Origin of the sequence: Kitasatospora sp. NBC_00374 (assembly GCF_041434935.1) — a bacterium.
GTDB lineage: Bacteria > Actinomycetota > Actinomycetes > Streptomycetales > Streptomycetaceae > Kitasatospora.
Genome location: NZ_CP107964.1, coordinates 8803001 through 8819576 on the forward strand (window position 1 = coordinate 8803001; position 16576 = coordinate 8819576).

Annotated in this window: 11 protein-coding genes, 2 tRNA genes and 3 pseudogenes; 13 read left to right on the plus strand and 3 right to left on the minus strand. The window is 73.0% G+C overall.

Going from position 1 to position 16576, the window contains the following annotated elements; translation table 11 throughout:
- Window positions 1-39: 39 nt before the first annotated feature.
- Window positions 40-609, minus strand: a complete 570-nt coding sequence (locus tag OG871_RS38680) for a GNAT family N-acetyltransferase (protein ID WP_371493551.1) — start codon at window positions 607-609, stop codon at window positions 40-42.
- Between the two features lie 71 nt (window positions 610-680).
- Here OG871_RS38680 and OG871_RS38685 point away from each other — a divergent pair, with 71 nt between their 5' ends.
- The 13 genes and pseudogenes from OG871_RS38685 (at window position 681) to OG871_RS38745 (ending at window position 14733) form a co-directional block, all read left to right on the plus strand.
- On the plus strand, window positions 681-1283 hold the full coding sequence (locus tag OG871_RS38685) for a hypothetical protein (protein WP_371493549.1): 603 nt from the start codon (window positions 681-683) through the stop codon (window positions 1281-1283).
- Window positions 1284-1630: 347 nt separating this feature from the next.
- Window positions 1631-1727, plus strand: a tRNA-His gene (locus OG871_RS38690).
- 212 nt (window positions 1728-1939) lie between these two features.
- Window positions 1940-2050, plus strand: a pseudogene (locus OG871_RS38695) (IS5/IS1182 family transposase); the annotation flags it as partial.
- A gap of 450 nt (window positions 2051-2500) precedes the next feature.
- Entirely contained in the window at window positions 2501-3067 is a 567-nt protein-coding gene (locus OG871_RS38700) for an RICIN domain-containing protein (RefSeq protein ID WP_371493548.1), read from the plus strand.
- A 234-nt stretch (window positions 3068-3301) separates the two neighbouring features.
- Window positions 3302-4308 (plus strand): annotated as a pseudogene (locus OG871_RS38705) (IS5 family transposase).
- 28 nt (window positions 4309-4336) lie between these two features.
- Window positions 4337-4758, plus strand: a pseudogene (locus OG871_RS38710) (hypothetical protein).
- A 643-nt stretch (window positions 4759-5401) separates the two neighbouring features.
- On the plus strand, window positions 5402-5554 hold the full coding sequence (locus OG871_RS38715) for a GNAT family N-acetyltransferase (RefSeq protein ID WP_371493546.1): 153 nt from the start codon (window positions 5402-5404) through the stop codon (window positions 5552-5554).
- 223 nt (window positions 5555-5777) lie between these two features.
- Complete coding sequence (locus tag OG871_RS38720; RefSeq protein WP_371493544.1) at window positions 5778-6245, plus strand: hypothetical protein; 468 nt, start codon at window positions 5778-5780, stop codon at window positions 6243-6245.
- A 130-nt stretch (window positions 6246-6375) separates the two neighbouring features.
- Window positions 6376-8223: a hypothetical protein gene (locus OG871_RS38725; protein ID WP_371493543.1), complete on the plus strand. Its 1848-nt coding sequence runs from the start codon at window positions 6376-6378 to the stop codon at window positions 8221-8223.
- 298 nt (window positions 8224-8521) lie between these two features.
- Window positions 8522-9142: a hypothetical protein gene (locus OG871_RS38730; RefSeq protein ID WP_371493542.1), complete on the plus strand. Its 621-nt coding sequence runs from the start codon at window positions 8522-8524 to the stop codon at window positions 9140-9142.
- Window positions 9143-9144: 2 nt separating this feature from the next.
- Window positions 9145-12630, plus strand: a complete 3486-nt coding sequence (locus OG871_RS38735; RefSeq protein ID WP_371493540.1) for a hypothetical protein — start codon at window positions 9145-9147, stop codon at window positions 12628-12630.
- A 278-nt stretch (window positions 12631-12908) separates the two neighbouring features.
- Window positions 12909-13004, plus strand: a tRNA-Ala gene (locus tag OG871_RS38740).
- Between the two features lie 712 nt (window positions 13005-13716).
- Window positions 13717-14733 (plus strand): hypothetical protein, encoded by a 1017-nt coding sequence (locus tag OG871_RS38745; protein ID WP_371493538.1) that lies wholly within the window; start codon window positions 13717-13719, stop codon window positions 14731-14733.
- A 447-nt stretch (window positions 14734-15180) separates the two neighbouring features.
- Here the strand turns inward: OG871_RS38745 and OG871_RS38750 are convergent, their stop codons facing one another.
- The gene (locus OG871_RS38750) at window positions 15181-15984 is read right to left on the minus strand and encodes a hypothetical protein (protein ID WP_371493537.1); all 804 of its coding nucleotides are present in this window, start codon (window positions 15982-15984) and stop codon (window positions 15181-15183) included.
- A 186-nt stretch (window positions 15985-16170) separates the two neighbouring features.
- Window positions 16171-16497, minus strand: coding sequence for a hypothetical protein (locus OG871_RS38755; protein WP_371493535.1), 327 nt, complete (start codon window positions 16495-16497; stop codon window positions 16171-16173).
- Window positions 16498-16576: the final 79 nt, after the last annotated feature.

Below are 16576 nucleotides of genomic sequence, written 5' to 3' on the forward strand. Positions count from 1 at the left end.
ACCAGGGCCGCTGCCGGAGCCTGGCCACCGATACCCCGATCATTCAGGCCCGGGCCGGTGCGCCCATTCCTGGCCGAGGATGCTGAAGACGTCGGAGTCACGCCAGCCGTCCCGGATCCGCGCGGTGTGCCGGTGCCGGCCCTCGTGGGTCATGCCGAGCTTGCCCAGCACCCGGGCCGATGCGACGTTGCGAGGATCGCAGGTCGCATAGATCCGGTGCAGTCCTATCAGCCCAAACCCTGTGCCGAGTAGTTCCCCGCCGATGGCTGTGCCCACGCCTCGACCCCACACCCGAGGATGGACGAGATAGGAGATCTCGCCCTGACGGTGGGCCAGGCTACGAACCTTCAACTCGCCGATACCGACGAGTTCACCGTCGAGGCAGGCCGCATACACGAATCTCGCCCGCGGGGACTGCAACCGGGCATCCACCGCGCTTTGGACGAAGTCCCGCGTCTGTTCCTCGGTGTTCGGCCCCCACGCCTGGTAGCGGCAAGCCTCCGGCAGGCTGGCGAAGGCATGTACAGCGTGGCAGTCACCGACAACAAGCTCGCGCATAGTCACCGAGGTTTTCATCACGAGCCGATCCTGCCAGGCCAGCACCGCCACAAACCAGCGCTCAAGTCGCGGGGCTCCCGCACGATCAAGATCGCGTCACTATCGTGCGGCTACTCGTTAGAGTGAGTGGCAATCAGTCCGCCGCAGCCGCCGCCATGGCGGGCATCGGAGAACTGCTGTCGTGCATCGGGCCGACCTGTGGGGACACGGTCGACTGGAGTGCGGTGGAGCAGGTCTACGGGAGTTCCTTCCCCGCCGACTATCGGGCTTTTGTCGCCAAATTCGGCAGCGGCTCGATCGAGCAGATGGTCGGCATCCAAATCCCCGCCGTCACCTCGGACGAGCAGCATGGGAACACGGTTTCGCGGCTCTCCGAGGAAGCGCTCGCGGATGAGGCGGTGAACCGGTGGGGTCCCGCGGATGAGGGGCAGCACCGACTCGAGGAACTGCTCATCTGGGGATGGACAGCCGCAGCCGACACCCTCTGCTGGATCACGACTGATCCGGACCCAGACCGATGGCGGGTCGCGGTGTACTCACGTGGGAATCTTGAGTGGTCGGTGTATCGCTGTGGGATGGCCGAGTTCCTGCTCAAGCTGCTGCGCAACGAGTGGCCGAAGTGGCCGATCAGTGACGACTCGCTCCAGGACATGGCGGACCCGCGCTTCCTGCACAACACGGACGAGGCGGCGGCCTGGGCATCGGGGAACGACCCCTGGGAGTAGCCGGACGTTGGCCGTGAGGGCGTTGGGCCGAGCCGGGAACTGTTCGCCGCCGGGGAACTGGGTTGCAGATCCCCGCGGGGCGCTCCGGCTGCGCCCCGCGTGCCCGCTCCGGCCGTCCCACCGGCTGCAGAGAAGTATCTGACCCAGGGCCCGTGCCCGCCGCTGCTCGAAGGCGCGCCATGGTTCGCCGCCGCTCCTCACCCTGCCGGCCCCCGTCCGCCCGGCCGCTCCTGTGGGACGTGCTGCCCGCTGTGGGCCCGGGATCAGTGGGGTGTCAGCGGCTGGTCAGCGCGGCGGGGCATGCTGAGAGCGCGTCAGGGAGCTGGAACCACGGCTCCCCGGTGTTGGGAGAGGTGCCCGGAGCGGTTCATCGGGTGCCTGGCCAGTGATGGCCGAGCAGGGTCCCCTCGGGAGCCCGCGCAGGTTCGAATCCTGCCCTCTCCGCCCCGCAACCCGACCCATGCCTTCATCTCACGGCTCGGGCCCGGTGCCACTGCCGCCAGGCGCATCCTTAGGCTGGGACGGCCGTGTGCTGCGCCCCTGGCCGACTGTCGGGCCCCCAGACCAGCGTCGGCGTGGTGCGATTCGAGGACGAGGTTCTGCACCGTGCGGGCGCTGGGCGGTGCGCCGTCGCGGGTGCGGCAGACGCTGACGAGGGAAAGCTCGGGTGGATCTCACGGGCCCTGCCGGGACGCACCCACAACCTGACCGCGGCCCGCGCCCACCGCATCGTGAAGACCTGCGTCAGGCTCCGCATCTCCGCCCTGGTCCGTCCTCGCCTTGGCCCGGCGCCGCCTCGACGTTCTCTGGGCCCTCATACGGACCACCGCACGTTCACCGTCGAGCCGCACCCCGGAGCGCTCTCGCAGCGGGTGACACACTCACGCACCGTCACGCATTCCCTTGAAAAACCCGATTGGGAATCACTGAACCCGGCCCGGGCTCGGGGCCCGCGTGCCCCCGGGCCCGTCGGCCCCCCTGTGCGGCCCCGGCCCCGAAGCAGGAGCAGGAGCAGGCGCGACAATGGACTTGATCGACTGTCGGTCGGCTGCCCTATGATGCGCCGGTGTCGGCAGCCCGGCAGGTGGCCGGGGCAACAGGGGGCGGGCTGATCGAGCGTGGTCTCGACGCCCGGCCGACACGGGACCGGGGCGATCCACACCCGGGCGATCCCAGCTCGTCCTGCGCTCACGACTCGTTCAAGGGATCGGACTCCGATGACCAGCCGTACACCGCTCGACCGTCCGCGCACCGCCGCGGCCGTCGCCGGCACCGCCGTCGCGCTCCTCGCCGTGCTGCCGGTCACCCCGGCCTCCGCGGCGGGCGGCGGCTTCACCGGGCCGTCGTCCACCACCGTCGTCAACGCGAACTCCGGGAAGTGCCTGGAGATCGCCGACTGGCGTACCGACAACGGGGCCCCCGCCCGGCAGTGGGAGTGCACCGGCGGCGCCCACCAGCTCTGGGATTTCAAGCAGGCACACGGCATCACGATGCTGGTCAACCGGAACTCCAAGAAGTGCCTGGAGATCGCCGACTGGCGCAGGGACGACGGCGCACCCGCCCGCCAGTGGGAGTGCACCGAGGGCTGGAACCAGGGCTGGCTGTACGTGGGCCAGATCGGGCCTCGCAAGGAGCTCGGGCTGTCCAACCTCAACTCGGCGTCACTGCTGGAGATCGCCGACTGGCGTACCGACAACGGGGCCCCCGCCCGGCAGTGGAGCGGCGGCACCGCAGGGGTCGTCGCCGCCAACAAGGCGTGGATCACGGCCATCAAGCCGCTCTGACAGTGATCACGAACCCGGGGTGTTGAGCTCCGGCTGCTCCTGGCCGCCGGGGTGGCGACCGCCCTCGCTCCGCTGCTCCGGCTGCCGGTCCTGGTTGCCGAGGCCCTGGTGCGCAGGGTGGCGGCCGGGCAGGCTACTTTGCTCGGGTGAGTCTCCTAGGGACTGTTCTGAATTCAGATCATGATTGCGCCGGTTCGTGCTCCTCGGTGGTGTGGTGGCTGGTAGAACGAGTCCATGACGCGCGGCGATCTGACGGACAGTGAGTGGGAGCTGGTTGAGCCGTTCCTGCCGATGGCGGCGACGGGGCCGATCCCGGACCTGCGGCGGCAGTTCGACGCGATCATGTGGCGGTTCCGGGTGGGCAGTCCCTGGCGGGATGTCCCCGAGCGGTACGGCAACTGGTCGACGATCTACGGCCAGTTCGGCACCTGGGCGCGCACGGGAGTCTTCCAGACGCTGATGGAGGGGATGATCGCCGAGGCCGCCGCGCGCGGCCAGGTCGACTTGTCACTGGTCAGCGTGGACTCCACCGTCTCTCGTGCGCACCATCACGCCGCCGGGATGGTCGTGGACGCCGAGTTGCTGGAGGAGCTGGAGAAAGCCGTCGCGGAGGAAAAGGGGCTGTTGCGAAGGGACGAACCGGAGCGATAGCGGGCCGGGGCGACGACACCGACGAGGCGGAGGAATCCCGGCGGGAGGCGAAGCGCCAACTACGCCGACGCCACCGGGCCCGGCTCAAGGCGGCCGCGCTGGGGCGATCGCGCGGCGGGCTGACCACGAAGACCCACCTGGCTGCCGAGCGGCGCTGCCGCCCACTGTCCCTCGTACTCACCCCGGGCCAGAGCGCGGACAACCCGCGGTTCACCGCCGTCATGGACAAGATCAAGGTACGCGGCCCGATCGGCCGGCCCCGAACGCGCCCCGACGCGGTGGCCGCCGATAAGGCCTACTCCGCTCGCACCACCCGGGCCTACCTGCGCCGACGCCAGATCAAGGCAGTCATCCCGGAGAAGGACGACCAGGCCGCCAACCGCAAGAAGAGAGGCCGAGGCGGCGGACGGCCCGTCAGCCACGACGCCGATCTGTACCGCGATCGCAACACCGTCGAACGAGCCATCAACAAGATCAAGGACTGGCGGGGCCTCGCCACCCGCTACGACAAGACGCCCGCCAGCTTCGAAGCAGGTCTCCACCTGCGCGGCTCCATCATTTGGCTCCGCAGCCTGAAGCCCACACCATGATCTGAATTCAGAACAGTCCCTAGATGATGTGGCCGAGCGCGACAGCTGGCGATGCTGGGTGTGTGACGAGCCGGTCGACCCCGACAAGTCGGTGAACGACCCGCGGGGGCCCAGCGTCGACAGCCGGACCGCCGACCGGAAGGCCAAGGTCGCCGAGCGGCTCGCGCACCGCGGGTGCAACTCCCGCAAGGGCGCGGTCAAGGTGGTCATCGCCTGGCCGGACCGCCTGTACGTGGTCGAACCCGCGCCGCTGATCACCGTTGCCGCCAGGCTGGAACGCAAGGGGGCCGCGAGATGGTGGGCCGTTGTCCGACCAGGCAGGACGCCCAGGAGGCGGCGGACTGGCTGGTGGACCGGTTCTCCCGACTGGTACCGGGGCTGCAGGTGACCGCCGACATCGAGGCGGGCGGCGGCCAGTTCCTCGTCATCCTGGCCACCGGCCGCCGCTGACCGGGGATCACCAGCGCACACTCACGTCGAGCCGAACCGTCGGCCCACATCGACCTGTCCTGGCACGAGCCGACCCACATCGCCAACACCCCCGACCGCATCACCCCCGCCATCCACGACCGCACACCCGCCTGCTGCTCCTGTTGGCCGTCAAAGCCCGTCCGGGCTCCTTCCCATCACCGGTGCGGTCCTGTTGGTCGGCTGCTCGGGTTCGGGTTCATCCGGTCCGGGTGCGGGGGTGGGTGGTGTGGCCGGGCAGGGGGCCGTGGACGGTGCAGTGCTCGCAGTCGCAGGTGGTGAGGGAGTTGGCCGGGCAGTGGGCGGTGGGCCAGATCCGGGAGATGCACGGACCGGGGTCTACCGGAGTGTCGTCGTCGGGCCAGGGTGCGCCGGCACCAGCCGCACCGGACGGTGGCGGGCACACCGGCTCGGCGGAGCTTGCGGGCCGCGGGTGCCCGCTGTGGCGGCGGCGAGGGCCTGCTGCTCCCGGCCGCCGCCGTGGGCCCGCCGCCGTCCCGGTCGGGTGCCGGCGCCGGGTGGTGGCGCGAGCTCCGGCTGCTGTTGCAGGTCGCAGGGCGTTGGGTGCCGGTTAGTGGCCGCTCCCGGGGGTGGTCGCCGGCCCGCGGCGGCGCACCCCGCCCCCGTGCCCGCCATCGAGCAGGCCGGACGGGAGCGGGGCGCGACGGAGCTGGAGCTGCACGCCCAGGTCCAGGCGCTGGGCTTCTACGAGCGGCTCGGCTACAGCGCCGAGGGCCCCGAGTACCCCGACGCGGGCATCCCGCACACCGGACGATGACGCGGGCGCTGTAGCCCTGTCCGCCCATGCCGCAGCCGCTCCGTTGTGTGCGGGGCAGGGGCTGGGTAGGGTCGCGCCGGGGCGGGGCCCGCTCGGTTGTGACCATGCTTCGGCCGGCGCGACACTTACAGCCTGCTTATGGATCCATTACCAGCATGAGGGATCGTCAGCCACCAGCGTCAGCGGGGACGACGGTCCAGCCAGGTTGGTGAGCGTGAGTCAGATGAGCAGCGGGGAGTTCAGGATCGACCTCCAGGAGGTCGAGGCGGCCGCGAGGAAGATCCGGAGCCTGGTCGCGGAACTCGAACCGCACACCGCCGAGGTGGAGGCCGCGGTGCAGGGGGTCTCCCGGGCCGAGTACGGCACCGAGTCGGTGGGTGCGGCCCTGCTGGGCGGCGGGTCCGGGGTCGGCGGCCTGGTCGAGCACCAGAAGCAGGCCGTCGAGGGCATCCGCCGGTACCTCCAGAACTCCGCCGCGATGGCGGACAACCTGCTACTGATGTGCCGCCACTACCGCGAGGCCGACGACGGCCATGCCGCCGAGCTGCTGGGCATCCTCGGCGAGGCCGGCGGGCAGGCGGCCGGCGGGCAGGCCCCAGGTGTTCAGACGCCAGGTGTTCAGACGCCAGGTGTTCAGGCCCTGCCGCTCGCGAGGCCCGCGCCGCCGGTGCGGGGGAATCCGGCGGTCTAGCCCGGTCCGGTCGCCGACCGGCAAGGCCTGCGCCTGCCTGCACCGGCCGGTAGCTGTGTGCCTGCCTGCCTTGTGCCTGCTTGTACCTCCACGACCGGACGTCCCGGTTCGCCCCAGAAAGTGACCAGTCATGATCGAGCTGCCTGCCGACCTGGCCGAGGTGCTCAAGACCGTCCAGAGCAGCCCCAACGGGTCGGGCATCGCCTTCCCGAACGCCGACGAGGGCCGACTCGCCGAACTCGCCACGGCCTGGGAGGCGTGGAACACCGCGGCCGACCCCCGGGTGCGGAGCATCGTGGCGAGCGCGCAGCAGGCGATGGCCCACATGTCCGGGGCGGCCGCCGACACCTTCCAGCAGTACCTGGAGAAGTACGCCGGCCACGACAACGCCCACGCCGTCACCACGCTGGAGACCGGACTGACCATGGCCCGGTGCCTGCGCGGCGCGTCGGACACCGTCACCCAGGCGAAGACGGCGATGGTGCAGCAGCTCAGGTCCACCAAGGAGTACCTGGACGCCGGCCTGCCCGGCGCCCTGCCCGAGGTCGCGGCCCAGTCCGAGGGCGTCCGGAAGACCGCCGACTCGTGCAAGGAGTTCGCCGGACAGGTCGGCGCCGACGTCGACTCGATGCTCCGTCAGAGCGCGGGCCAGGTCGAGCGTATGACGGGTGCCGGCAAGGTCTGCCTGCTCGGCGGGGTGGGCACGGCCTACTCGGCGACGGCTGCCGCCGGCGTGGACAGCCCGGCTGACGGCGCCGCGGGCGGGGCCTCGGCCGTCGCGGCCCGGCCGGTGCTCGCCGGGCTGGGCGGCCCCGGCACACTGCGGTCCGAGTTCGCCTCGGCGGAGGTGCCGGGGGCTGCCGCCTGCCGTCCGGGGGCCGGCGCCCCGCCCGGCCTGAACCTGGCGGGCTTCACCGGCGCCGACGCGGGTACCGGCGCGCAGGGCGGGCCGTCCTCCGGCGGTGTCGGCGACCCGGCTGCTGCGGCGGGCTCGTCCTCGGGATCGCTCGGTGCGGCCGGTGCGGCCGGTGCGCTCGGTGCGGGGGGCGGGTCGGCGGGCCGGGCGCGGGCGGGGTCCATGCCCTCCTTCGCAGGCGCGGGCCTCGGTACGCAGTCCGTTACGGCGGCGGGGGCCGCAGGGGCGGCGGGCCGGGCGGGAACGGTCGGGCAGGCCGCACCCGGCATGACACGGCAGACGCCGGCCTCCGGTACGGCCGGTACCGGCACGAGGGCGGGCGCTGCCGCAGGAGCGAGCGCCGCCGGGCGGGGGCCCGGCATGGGCGGCATGCACGGCATGGGCCATGGCGGGGGCAAGAAGGGATCACGCGGCAGGCGCAGGGCAGGCCTCGTCGTCGAGCAGGCGCCGGAGCAGGACGAAGCACTCGCCGACTCCGGGGTGCACGGCCAGGCCACCGAGGCCCAGCTCGGCGACGGGCAGACGCAGCGGGCGCGCCAGCGCTGGCTGGACGATGCCCGGACCGTGACGGTCGAACAGCGCCGGGCGGGTGCCCCGCAGGCCGCGGCTGCGGGGGAGGAGCGCCCACCGGCACCCGCGGGCGATCTCCTCACCCAGCTGACCAGCGTGGTGCTGGGGCCCAAGGCCGGGAACGGGGGCCAGACGGGGACGGGGACGGTGACCGGCGTGGGCGGTGCGGGTGCGGGTGCCGGTGCTGGCGTCGGGCAGACGGAGGGCCGCCCGTCCGCAGAGGCCGCGTACCTGGAGCAGACCGGCGCGGCGGCCGCGCGCCGCCAGGGCGCGCCCGGCCAGGGCGCCTCGGGCATCGGAGCGGGGGCCCCGAACGGAGCGGACACCGGCGGGAAGCCCGCGCAGCTCCGGGAGGAGGGGGGCTATCAGGTGCCGAGCCCTCAGCTGCGCGCTGCCCTGGCGAAGCTGGCGGCCGCGGGGGAGCTCGACAAGCCCGCTCCCGCCAAGGCAGCCCCGAGGCCGTCCGTGCCGGAGGAGAGTCCCCGGCCGTGACCGGCCGCGGGGAGAACGTGTAACGCGTGCTGTCGGCCCGTCGGCCGCCGCGCGCAGCAATATCCGCTCGCCGGTCGCCCGACCGGCAGGCGGCACAAGGCGGGGAGAAGGCGTCATGGAAGATCTGTTTCGTACGAAGGTGCATGGACCAGGCGAGGTGCGGACACCAACGCCGGTTCCTGCGAAGGGGCTTGAGACGGCGACGAGGGCGACCGGTTCGCCGGACGGTGGGATGGCGACGGAGGTCGTGAGTCGGGCGGGTGTGGGGACCCTTTCGCATGGTGCGCCGGGTGATGGGATGGCGACCATGGTTGCCGGTTCGGCGGCGATGGGGACGGCTACTCTCGGGGCCGGTTCGGCGGCGATGGGGACGGCTACCCTCGCGGCCGGCTCGGCGGCTCCGGCAGCTTCGGCGGCGTCCGCTGCTGCTGCTGCTGCCGCCGCCGCTGCGAAGGCCAACGCCGGGACGGGTTTCGAGGTCACCCCCGAGCAGTACCAGGCGGCGGTCTCCCCGATGCTCGCCGCCACGGACCGGGTCTCCGCGGCGTACCTTGCCCTGGACAGCTACTTGACCAGCATGAACGCCACCCACCCCTGGGGCAACGACCACGCCGGGCACCAGTTCGCCGAGGGCGAGAAGGGCTACCTCGCGTACAGCGCCGGCACGCTGAAGGGCCTCAAGGGCCTCCCGGCCGCGCTGCACCGGATCGCGGACGGCCTGAAGCTGATGGCGCAGAACTACGAGACCGCCGAGCAGCGGGTCGTCGGCAGCCTCAACGGCCGTATGCAGGAGCTCGACACCTACCGCCCGATGAACCCGCTCACGGCGGCCGCGCTGCCGCAGGCACCCGTATCCGTGGCGCCGACCCTGCCCGCCCCCCACGTCGGCCCGATGGTGCACACCGGCGGGAGGCGCTGACCATGGCTACCGAGCTCCCTGAGCCCCTCCAGTGGGTTCTGCTGCTGCTGTCCGGCACCCGCTGGCCCGAGGCCGACGAGGACAGCCTGCGGGGTATGGCCGAACACTGGCGCACCATGGCCGAGACCCTCAATGAGGTCGAGGAGTCGGCCGACGCCGCCGTCAAGCGCGCGCTGACCGGTCAGGTCGGCGTGGCGGCCACCGGACTGTCCCAGTACTGGGACCGGTTCACCGTTGGCAAGGGCGAGGCCCAGCCCGGCGTCTTCCCCGGCCTGGCCAAGGCCTGCGAGGGCATGGGCGAGATGCTGGAGTCGATGGCCAACTCCGCCGAGACGGCGAAGATTCAGATCATCGCCCAGCTGGGCATTCTCGCGGTCGAGATCGCCACGGCCGAGGTGGAGGCGCCGTTCACCGCAGGCCTGTCGCTGGCTCAGATCCCGGTCATGGTCGGCATCAGCCGCACCGTCGTCCAGCAGATTCTGAAGAAGCTGGCCACGGAGGCGATGAAGTTCGCCGCCAAGCAGGCCATCCAGATGGCGGCCATCAACCTGCTCGCGCAGAGCATCCAGGTCCTGGAGGGGCACCGCAAGGGCCTCGACATGAAGGAGCTCGGCCAGAATGTGGTCGGCGGCGCCGTGGCGGGAGCCTCCGGCAACCTGCTGGGCAAGGGCATCGGCGCGGCCGGTTCCAAGCTGGGCGTAGGCAAGGCGCTGGGGACCGTCCCGGGCAAGATGGCGACCGGCGCGGCGGTCGGCGTGGGCGCGGACGTCGTCACCCAGGCCGTCACCACCGGGACGGTGGACAGCCACAGCCTGCTCGGCTCCGGTCTCAGTGGAGCCAGCGCCGCCGGCCTGCATGCTGCGGGCGCCGCGGTCAACGAGCACTTCAAGGCCCCCGTGACGGAGGTCCCACACGGCGGGGTCCCGGGTGCGGGGGGTCCGGAGACGGCCGCGGGGGCGCACGGGCCGGAGCAGCCGCCGTCGGCGGCCTCGGGCAACTCGGCCGGGGCGGAGGGCGGTGGGGGCACCGGTGGCAGCCGTGCGATGCCTGCGGCGTCCGAGCACGCGGCCGGGGCGGAGGTTCCCCCGTCGGCCGCGCACGGTGCACCGGCGGGCGGTACGCACGACGGCGTGCCCGGCCAGCACCCGGCGGCCGGCTCGGAGGCGAGCCCTGCCAGTGCGGGTGGTACGCACGGACCGGCGACGGAGCCGGTCGGCGGCGCGGCGCAGCACGCGGCCGACGGCAGCGGTGCCGCGCAGTCGCAGGGCCAGTCCCACCCGGCGGCTCCGCTGTCGGAGCACGGCGGTACGGGCGGCGGCTCGCCGACGTCCGCCGCCCACGGGAGTGAGGGTGGCACGCCCGCGCACGGTCCGTCTGCCCTCGCGGAGGGCGGCGCACCTTCCGCACATGGCGAGGCCTCGCCCGCCCACGGCGGTGGCACGCACACGCCGATGACGGAGGGGGCGCAGCCGGCGGCGGCCGGATCGCACGCGCCCGTGTCCGAGGGGACGCCTGCTCAGCACGTCGGCCCCGCTTCGACGCACGAGCCGGCGCCGGCTGCGGTCCCCCACGAGAGCTCCGTGGCGCCCGTGCCGAGCCACTCCTCCTCGCTGCCGCCGCTCCACGAGGCTGCGACGGTCGGCACGCCGGCAGCGCACGAGACGCCCGTCCCGGCGGGCGGCGGCCGCCTTGGCGCGGATCTGCCGCAGGTGCATGTGCCGGTGGAGACTGGGCCGGTACGTCCGGTGGCTGAGGTTGCTCCGCGGGTGCAGCATGTGGCGGATCTGCCGCAGGTGCATGTGCCGGTGGAGACTGGGCCGGTACGTCCGGTGGCTGAGGTTGCTCCGCGGGTGCAGCATGCGGCGGATCTGCCGCAGGTGCATCTGCCGCAGACGGAGGTCGCGGCCGTTGCTTCTCCGGAGGCGCCGGTCCGTCCGATCGGGTCCGGGGCCGACGAGATCCGGCTCGCGAGCCCGGCCGAGAGCCCGTCCTCCGGTGCCGGCCGGCCGGTGAGTGCCATGCCGGAGATTCACCCGACACCGGTCCTGCACAGCAGTGCTACCGCACCTGCCCCGGCTACGGCGGCCTCCTCGTCCGCACGTCCCACCGCGCAGCCGGGCCATCCGAGCGTTCATGTCCCGGCGGATTTCCGGACGGGCCCCGTCCGCCCGGGGCCGGCGCACGCCATGCCGGGCCGCGTCGAGTCGTCCCCCGCGCGGGTGGAGGGCAGTCCGGGGCGGCCGGACACCGGCCGGCAGGCCCGCCCCCTGCACGAGCATCCTGCCGGGCCGTCGCTCGTCTTCCCGTATCAGAAGTCCGCGCTGCAGAAGGTGCTCTACAAGGCGGAGAAGCTGCTGGTGCCCAGCACTCCCAACAGCTTGTCCGCGCTGCTTCCGGGCCTGCCGCACAACAGCCCCGGGGGGACGCACCTGCACCCGGTGACCGGCAAAGGGGCCGCCCAGCGCCCTCTCGAGGGCACCCATCTGAACAAGCGCACCAAGACGTTCAAGACCGACCTCGACCCGATCACCTTCAACGACCTTGCGTCGCCGGTCAGGAAGAACCTCCTGAAGGCGACCGAGGAGGCCATCAGGACCCTGCCGTCCTACAAGTTCGAGTCCACGGGACACGAACGGATCGAGTTGGTGGCGCGCCAGGACTACCGGACCGCCGACTACTGGAACGGACAGGACGCCCGCCGCGCGCAGCTCGACGAGATGGTGGCGGCCAACGCGGAGCGGCAGCCGGCCGGCCTGCCTCACGACGCCCTGGCCAACGTCGACAGGGTGCTCGGAGATGCCCACAACGCCATTTCCGGCGCCCGTGCCGTCCTTGCGGAGCACGACGGTTTCGTTCTGGGGGAGGGCCACTCCGCTTCGCGGACCTGGCCGTTCCTGAAGGACAACATGGCGGCTCTGCACGAGGCGGGTGTCAGCACCGTCTACCTGGAGGCGCTGCGCGGTGACAGCTTCCAGCCGCTCATGGAGGAGTTCCTGCGCTCCCCGCAGGACAAGGCGATGCCGCCGGAGCTCAAGTTGATGATCGAGCGGTACGACCGGAGCTGGAACTCGCTGGAGGGCAACGATCTGCACGCCATGGTGCAGGAGGCCAAGGTGCAGGGAGTACGGGTCCAGTTCGTGGACGGGCTTCCGACGACCGGTAACCCGCCGGGACCCTGGGGTTCCTTCCAGCGCGCGGGGCGTTTCAACACCTATGCGGCCGATGCCATCGCGGGGGATGTCGAACGGGCGGGGAAGTACGTGCTGGTCGTCGGTAAGGCGCACGTCCACCCGCACGACGTGCCGACGGCGCCGCTGCCCGACGGGATGGCCCCCACCACGCACGCGGCGCCCGGGCTCTCCCAGCTGCTGGATGTGCCGGGGCTGGAGCTGGGGCCGAGGCGGACCGCCGACGAGAGCGGTGGTCAGGGCGGGGATGCGATCGTCGCCGAGTCCGGCCCGGAGGTGCTGAGCCGCATCTTGTCGTAGGGCCATGCCCGGCGCCGGCTCCGGCGCCCGGCGAGGCCCCCCGCGGCCCGCACCCGCACCCGCACCGCACCCGCGCCTTCGCCCGCGCGTGGGCGTCGCACCGCCGGGCGCCCCGGGTCGCCGCCTGACAGCAGGCAGAGCGCCGTATCCCGTGCCGGGCCGCGGAGCCGGCGGCGGCCGGGTGGGACGGTGCGGGGGTCAGCCGGGCGTCAGCACCGGGTCAGGTGCCCGGGGCATCCTGAGGGCACGTCAGGGAACGCGAGATGGGTCCCGGACAGGGAGAGGTGCCCGGAGCGGTTCATCGGGTGCCTGGCCAGCGATGGCCGAGCAGGGTCCCCCTGGGGCCCGCGCAGGTTCGAATCCTGCCCTCTCCGCCCCTGCGCCGGGCCGCGCACACGGCGCCCGCACGGTCTGTCTCCCTCACCTGCAGCTCGGCCGCGCGTCCACGCCGGCCAGGGCGGGAGTGTGCCGTACGGTCGCAGCCGGGGACGGGACGTCCACGCTGATCCCGCCGCCGATCCCGGCCCGGCCGCACACCCCCGGCGGCCGGGCCCCACCACGCAGGCTCACGGACACGCGCCGCCCGGTCCCGAGGCGGCAATGACGGTGCTCGACGGCCTTCACGATGACCCGGCGGCAGCAGCCCGGCCTCGAAGCACCCCTGGTGCCGAGTCAGGTAGGTTCCGCCTGCCCGGCCTTTCGCCGACGCTCGATAGCCGGCTCGGCATGACCGGATGCCGCGGTCATCGGCACCACCACCCGGGCCGGCGGGTGGGGGACGGCGACACCGGGTGCCTCGTCAACGAGCACTCCCCGATCGGCGTACCGAAGGTCACCGCGACTCTCTACGGCCAGGGCTCCTACGGTCTGATCGAAGGGCAGCCGACCACCTGGATCTCCGCTCGGGCAGCTGATCCCCCAGCCGTCGAGCGCGTGAGCGAGCGCGCGCCGGCGCGTCGGGGTGCAGGCAGATTGGCGGACCGGTGCGGTGGACCTCGGGTGAATCACCTGGTCGTGGCCCGTGGGCCTCCCACCCGTAGCGCCCCGTGGCCGCCATCGTTGACCCGACGACGGGAGGAAGCGCAGATGACGCGACCGAGACAGGGCATTGTGGCGGCCGACAACGGCCCGGCCGTCTCGCCGCCGCCCGGGCTGGCGAACGGCCTGGCCGACGGCGAGGCGTCCCCGGCCATGCGCCGGATCGGGGCGGCCGTCCGGGCCGGGCGGACGGCGGAGGCCTGGCAGCTGGCCGAGCAGCTCCAGCACGAGCTGGCGGCAGAAGCCGGCCCCGAACACCCGGACGTGCTGCGGGTGCAGGAGGTCCGGGCCTACCTGGCGCACCGGTCGGGCGACCACCGGCTCGCGGCCCGGCTCTACCGGGAGACGGCGGCCGTGTGGTCCCTCACCGGGGCCCTCGCCTACTGGCACACGACCATCAACGCCCGTGTCTGCGAGGCGCTGGCCGCCCGGCAAGCCGCCGCCGGCCCGGCTCCGGGCACCGCCGTTGCGGCGTCCGCCGGCGTGCCGGCCGGCCATCTCCGCCGAGGCCCGGGCGCGGCCGCGCGCACGGCCGCCTCGGGCGCCCGGGCGCTCTCCGCCCCGGCGGCCCGGCGGAGTGCCGTGCTCGCCCTGGTGGTTGCCGCCGCGGTGGTCACCGGGGCCGAGCGGATCGCCCCCGAGCGCGGCCGGACCGAGCGGATCACCGCGTCCGAGCTCACCGCCGCGCCGGTCCTGCAGGCCCTGGAGCACGCGCCGGTACCGATGCCCGAGCCCGCTGCCACGCCGCTGGGTCAGGCCGCCGCTCCGATCCCCACCCCGCCGCCGGCCCCGGAACCGGAGCCGGAGCCGGAGCCGGAGCCGGACGATGCCCTGGAGCCCGAGTACCGGGGCGCCGATGTCGCGCCCGGCCCTCCGGCCGCACCTTCCCGTTCCAGGCCCGCACGCTCCTCCGGCCGCGCCTCCGGGCCCACCCGGCCCCGGGAACCGAAGCCGCCGCACTCCAAGCAGCCGCCCTTCGCGCCGGCGGACGTCTGCGCGCAGGGCGGCCGGTACGGCCTGCCCGGGAACCTGGTCGACATGTGCCGCAAGGCGTACGCGCGGTGACACGGGGCACGGGGCAGCCCCGTGCCCCGGGGCCGGGCGCACGAGTGGGCCCGGCACCGCCCGGGGAGGAGGGCCGGTGACCAGCCCGCTGGTGCCCGCCCGCACGAGACGCACACCTCACCGGTGGGCACCGCCCGTTGGCCGAGGCCGCTGGTCTCCGCTGTCCGTCGGGTGGATCAAGCCCGGGGCCGCCACGATCGTCACGGTCCGCTGCCCGGACGCCGGGCCTGGATCCCTTTCGACACCTGAAGACACCTCGAAGGAGGAGGTGCGAAGTGCAGGCCCCGTGGCGGCTTGGATCACGAGCGGGCCCGGGCGTGCCGCCGGACACCGACGCGGCCACCTGACCAGCGCCGCCCCGCGGTCCGGGCAGGACGGCGGGCCTGCTCCCTTGCGTACCTCGTCTCGCGGGCGCCCGGGGCGCCCGCGGCGGCGGGTGGTGGTTCGTCAGGCTGTGAGCTTGGCCTTGAACTGCGAGTAGTCGATGACGTTGTCGGCCGGCGGGGCCTGGACGGTGATGGGCTTGTCGAAGTCGCTGAAGACCATCTCGCCGGGCTCCTTGCCGTCGTGGGTGACCTTGACCAGGTAGGGCTTGCCGTCGGTGGCGACGTAGGCGGTGGTCTTCGCGCCGTCGTCGTCGGTGGTGACCACGGTGAAGGTCTTGACGCCGTTGACGGTGGCGGCGGCGCCCTTCACCGCGTCGGGGTCGGTCTCCTCGTCGTCGGTCATCGCCTTGACCAGGTCGCACATGGCGGCGAGCCCGGCGAGCTTGGGGTCGTCCTTGGCGCCGGTCAGGTAGCGGCCCTTGAAGAGTTCGGCGGCCATCGCGCCGGCCTGGGGGTTGGTTCCGCGGCCGCCGATGGCCTTCCAGAAGGCGGCGTCGGGCTTCATGTAGCTCACGCCGGCGGTGTGGATGATCTCGATCTCGCCCATGTCGGCGATGCCGACCTTGCCCTGGCAGTTGCCCTTGGTGTCGGTCGCCAGGTCGAGGGTCATCTTCTGGCCGTCCGTCACCAGGTTTCCGGCGACCTTGACCGAGGACAGTGAGGCCATCGCGTCGCGGGCCTGCTTCTCGATCTCGGCGGCGGTCAGCTTGCCGGTGTCCAGGTGCCCGGCCGCGCCCGCACTCGTGGAGGAGGCCGCCGCGGACGCGGTGGCGGCGGCCGGGGCCTTGTCCTGGCCGCACCCGCTCGCTCCCACGATCAGGGCCGAACAGGCGACGGCGGTGGCGACAAGACGCTTCGAGAGCATGGGTTTCCTTCTCCTCAACTGACGCGGGCAGGGGCCAGTATGGGGCCGAACGGGGTACCCCCGTCGGGAATATCCCGCCGGGTGGGAACTGGACGGGAACGGGCCGGCGGCCGGACCGGGCGGTGTCCCGGGCGGGCGATCCGCACTATCAGATGCTCGGCGTCGCGCGGCTCCAGGACCTCGCGCTCAGCGGATGAGCCGGTCCCGTCTCACGGTGAACTCCTCGCGTCCGTCCGGCGTCGCGACGCCGTGAGGCGAGGTGGACACGGTGACGACCTCGTCGTCCTGCGGCAGGACGGGGCCTTCGACGACCACGCAGGCGACGGTGACCTCCACCGGGTAGGCGGAGTGCGGGCCGAGCCCGCCCGGGGCCGCGAAGACCGGGGCCTTGTCGAACAGCGACCAGCGCCGTCCCGCCGCGTCCGCGAACCGGACCTCCACCACTCCGGGCCACGGCTCGTCGTCCACCCAACGGACCGCCTCGCACCGCAACTGGAACACGAACGCCCCCACATCGAACATGGTCAACAACCGGCGCCGGTATGCCGCGAGGCCGCAGCCGTCGACCTACGGGACAGCGCATTGGCCGGGA

Excerpts from the sequence above, each read along its gene's own strand:
- OG871_RS38735 (WP_371493540.1), top strand. The coding sequence starts at position 9,145 with ATGGCTACCGAGCTCCCTGAGCCCCTCCAGTGGGTTCTGCTGCTGCTG.
- OG871_RS38725 (WP_371493543.1), top strand. The coding sequence starts at position 6,376 with ATGATCGAGCTGCCTGCCGACCTGGCCGAGGTGCTCAAGACCGTCCAG.
- OG871_RS38700 (WP_371493548.1), top strand. The coding sequence starts at position 2,501 with ATGACCAGCCGTACACCGCTCGACCGTCCGCGCACCGCCGCGGCCGTC.
- OG871_RS38720 (WP_371493544.1), top strand. The coding sequence starts at position 5,778 with ATGAGCAGCGGGGAGTTCAGGATCGACCTCCAGGAGGTCGAGGCGGCC.
- OG871_RS38750 (WP_371493537.1), bottom strand. The coding sequence starts at position 15,984 with ATGCTCTCGAAGCGTCTTGTCGCCACCGCCGTCGCCTGTTCGGCCCTG.
- OG871_RS38730 (WP_371493542.1), top strand. The coding sequence starts at position 8,522 with ATGGCGACCATGGTTGCCGGTTCGGCGGCGATGGGGACGGCTACTCTC.
- OG871_RS38745 (WP_371493538.1), top strand. The coding sequence starts at position 13,717 with ATGACGCGACCGAGACAGGGCATTGTGGCGGCCGACAACGGCCCGGCC.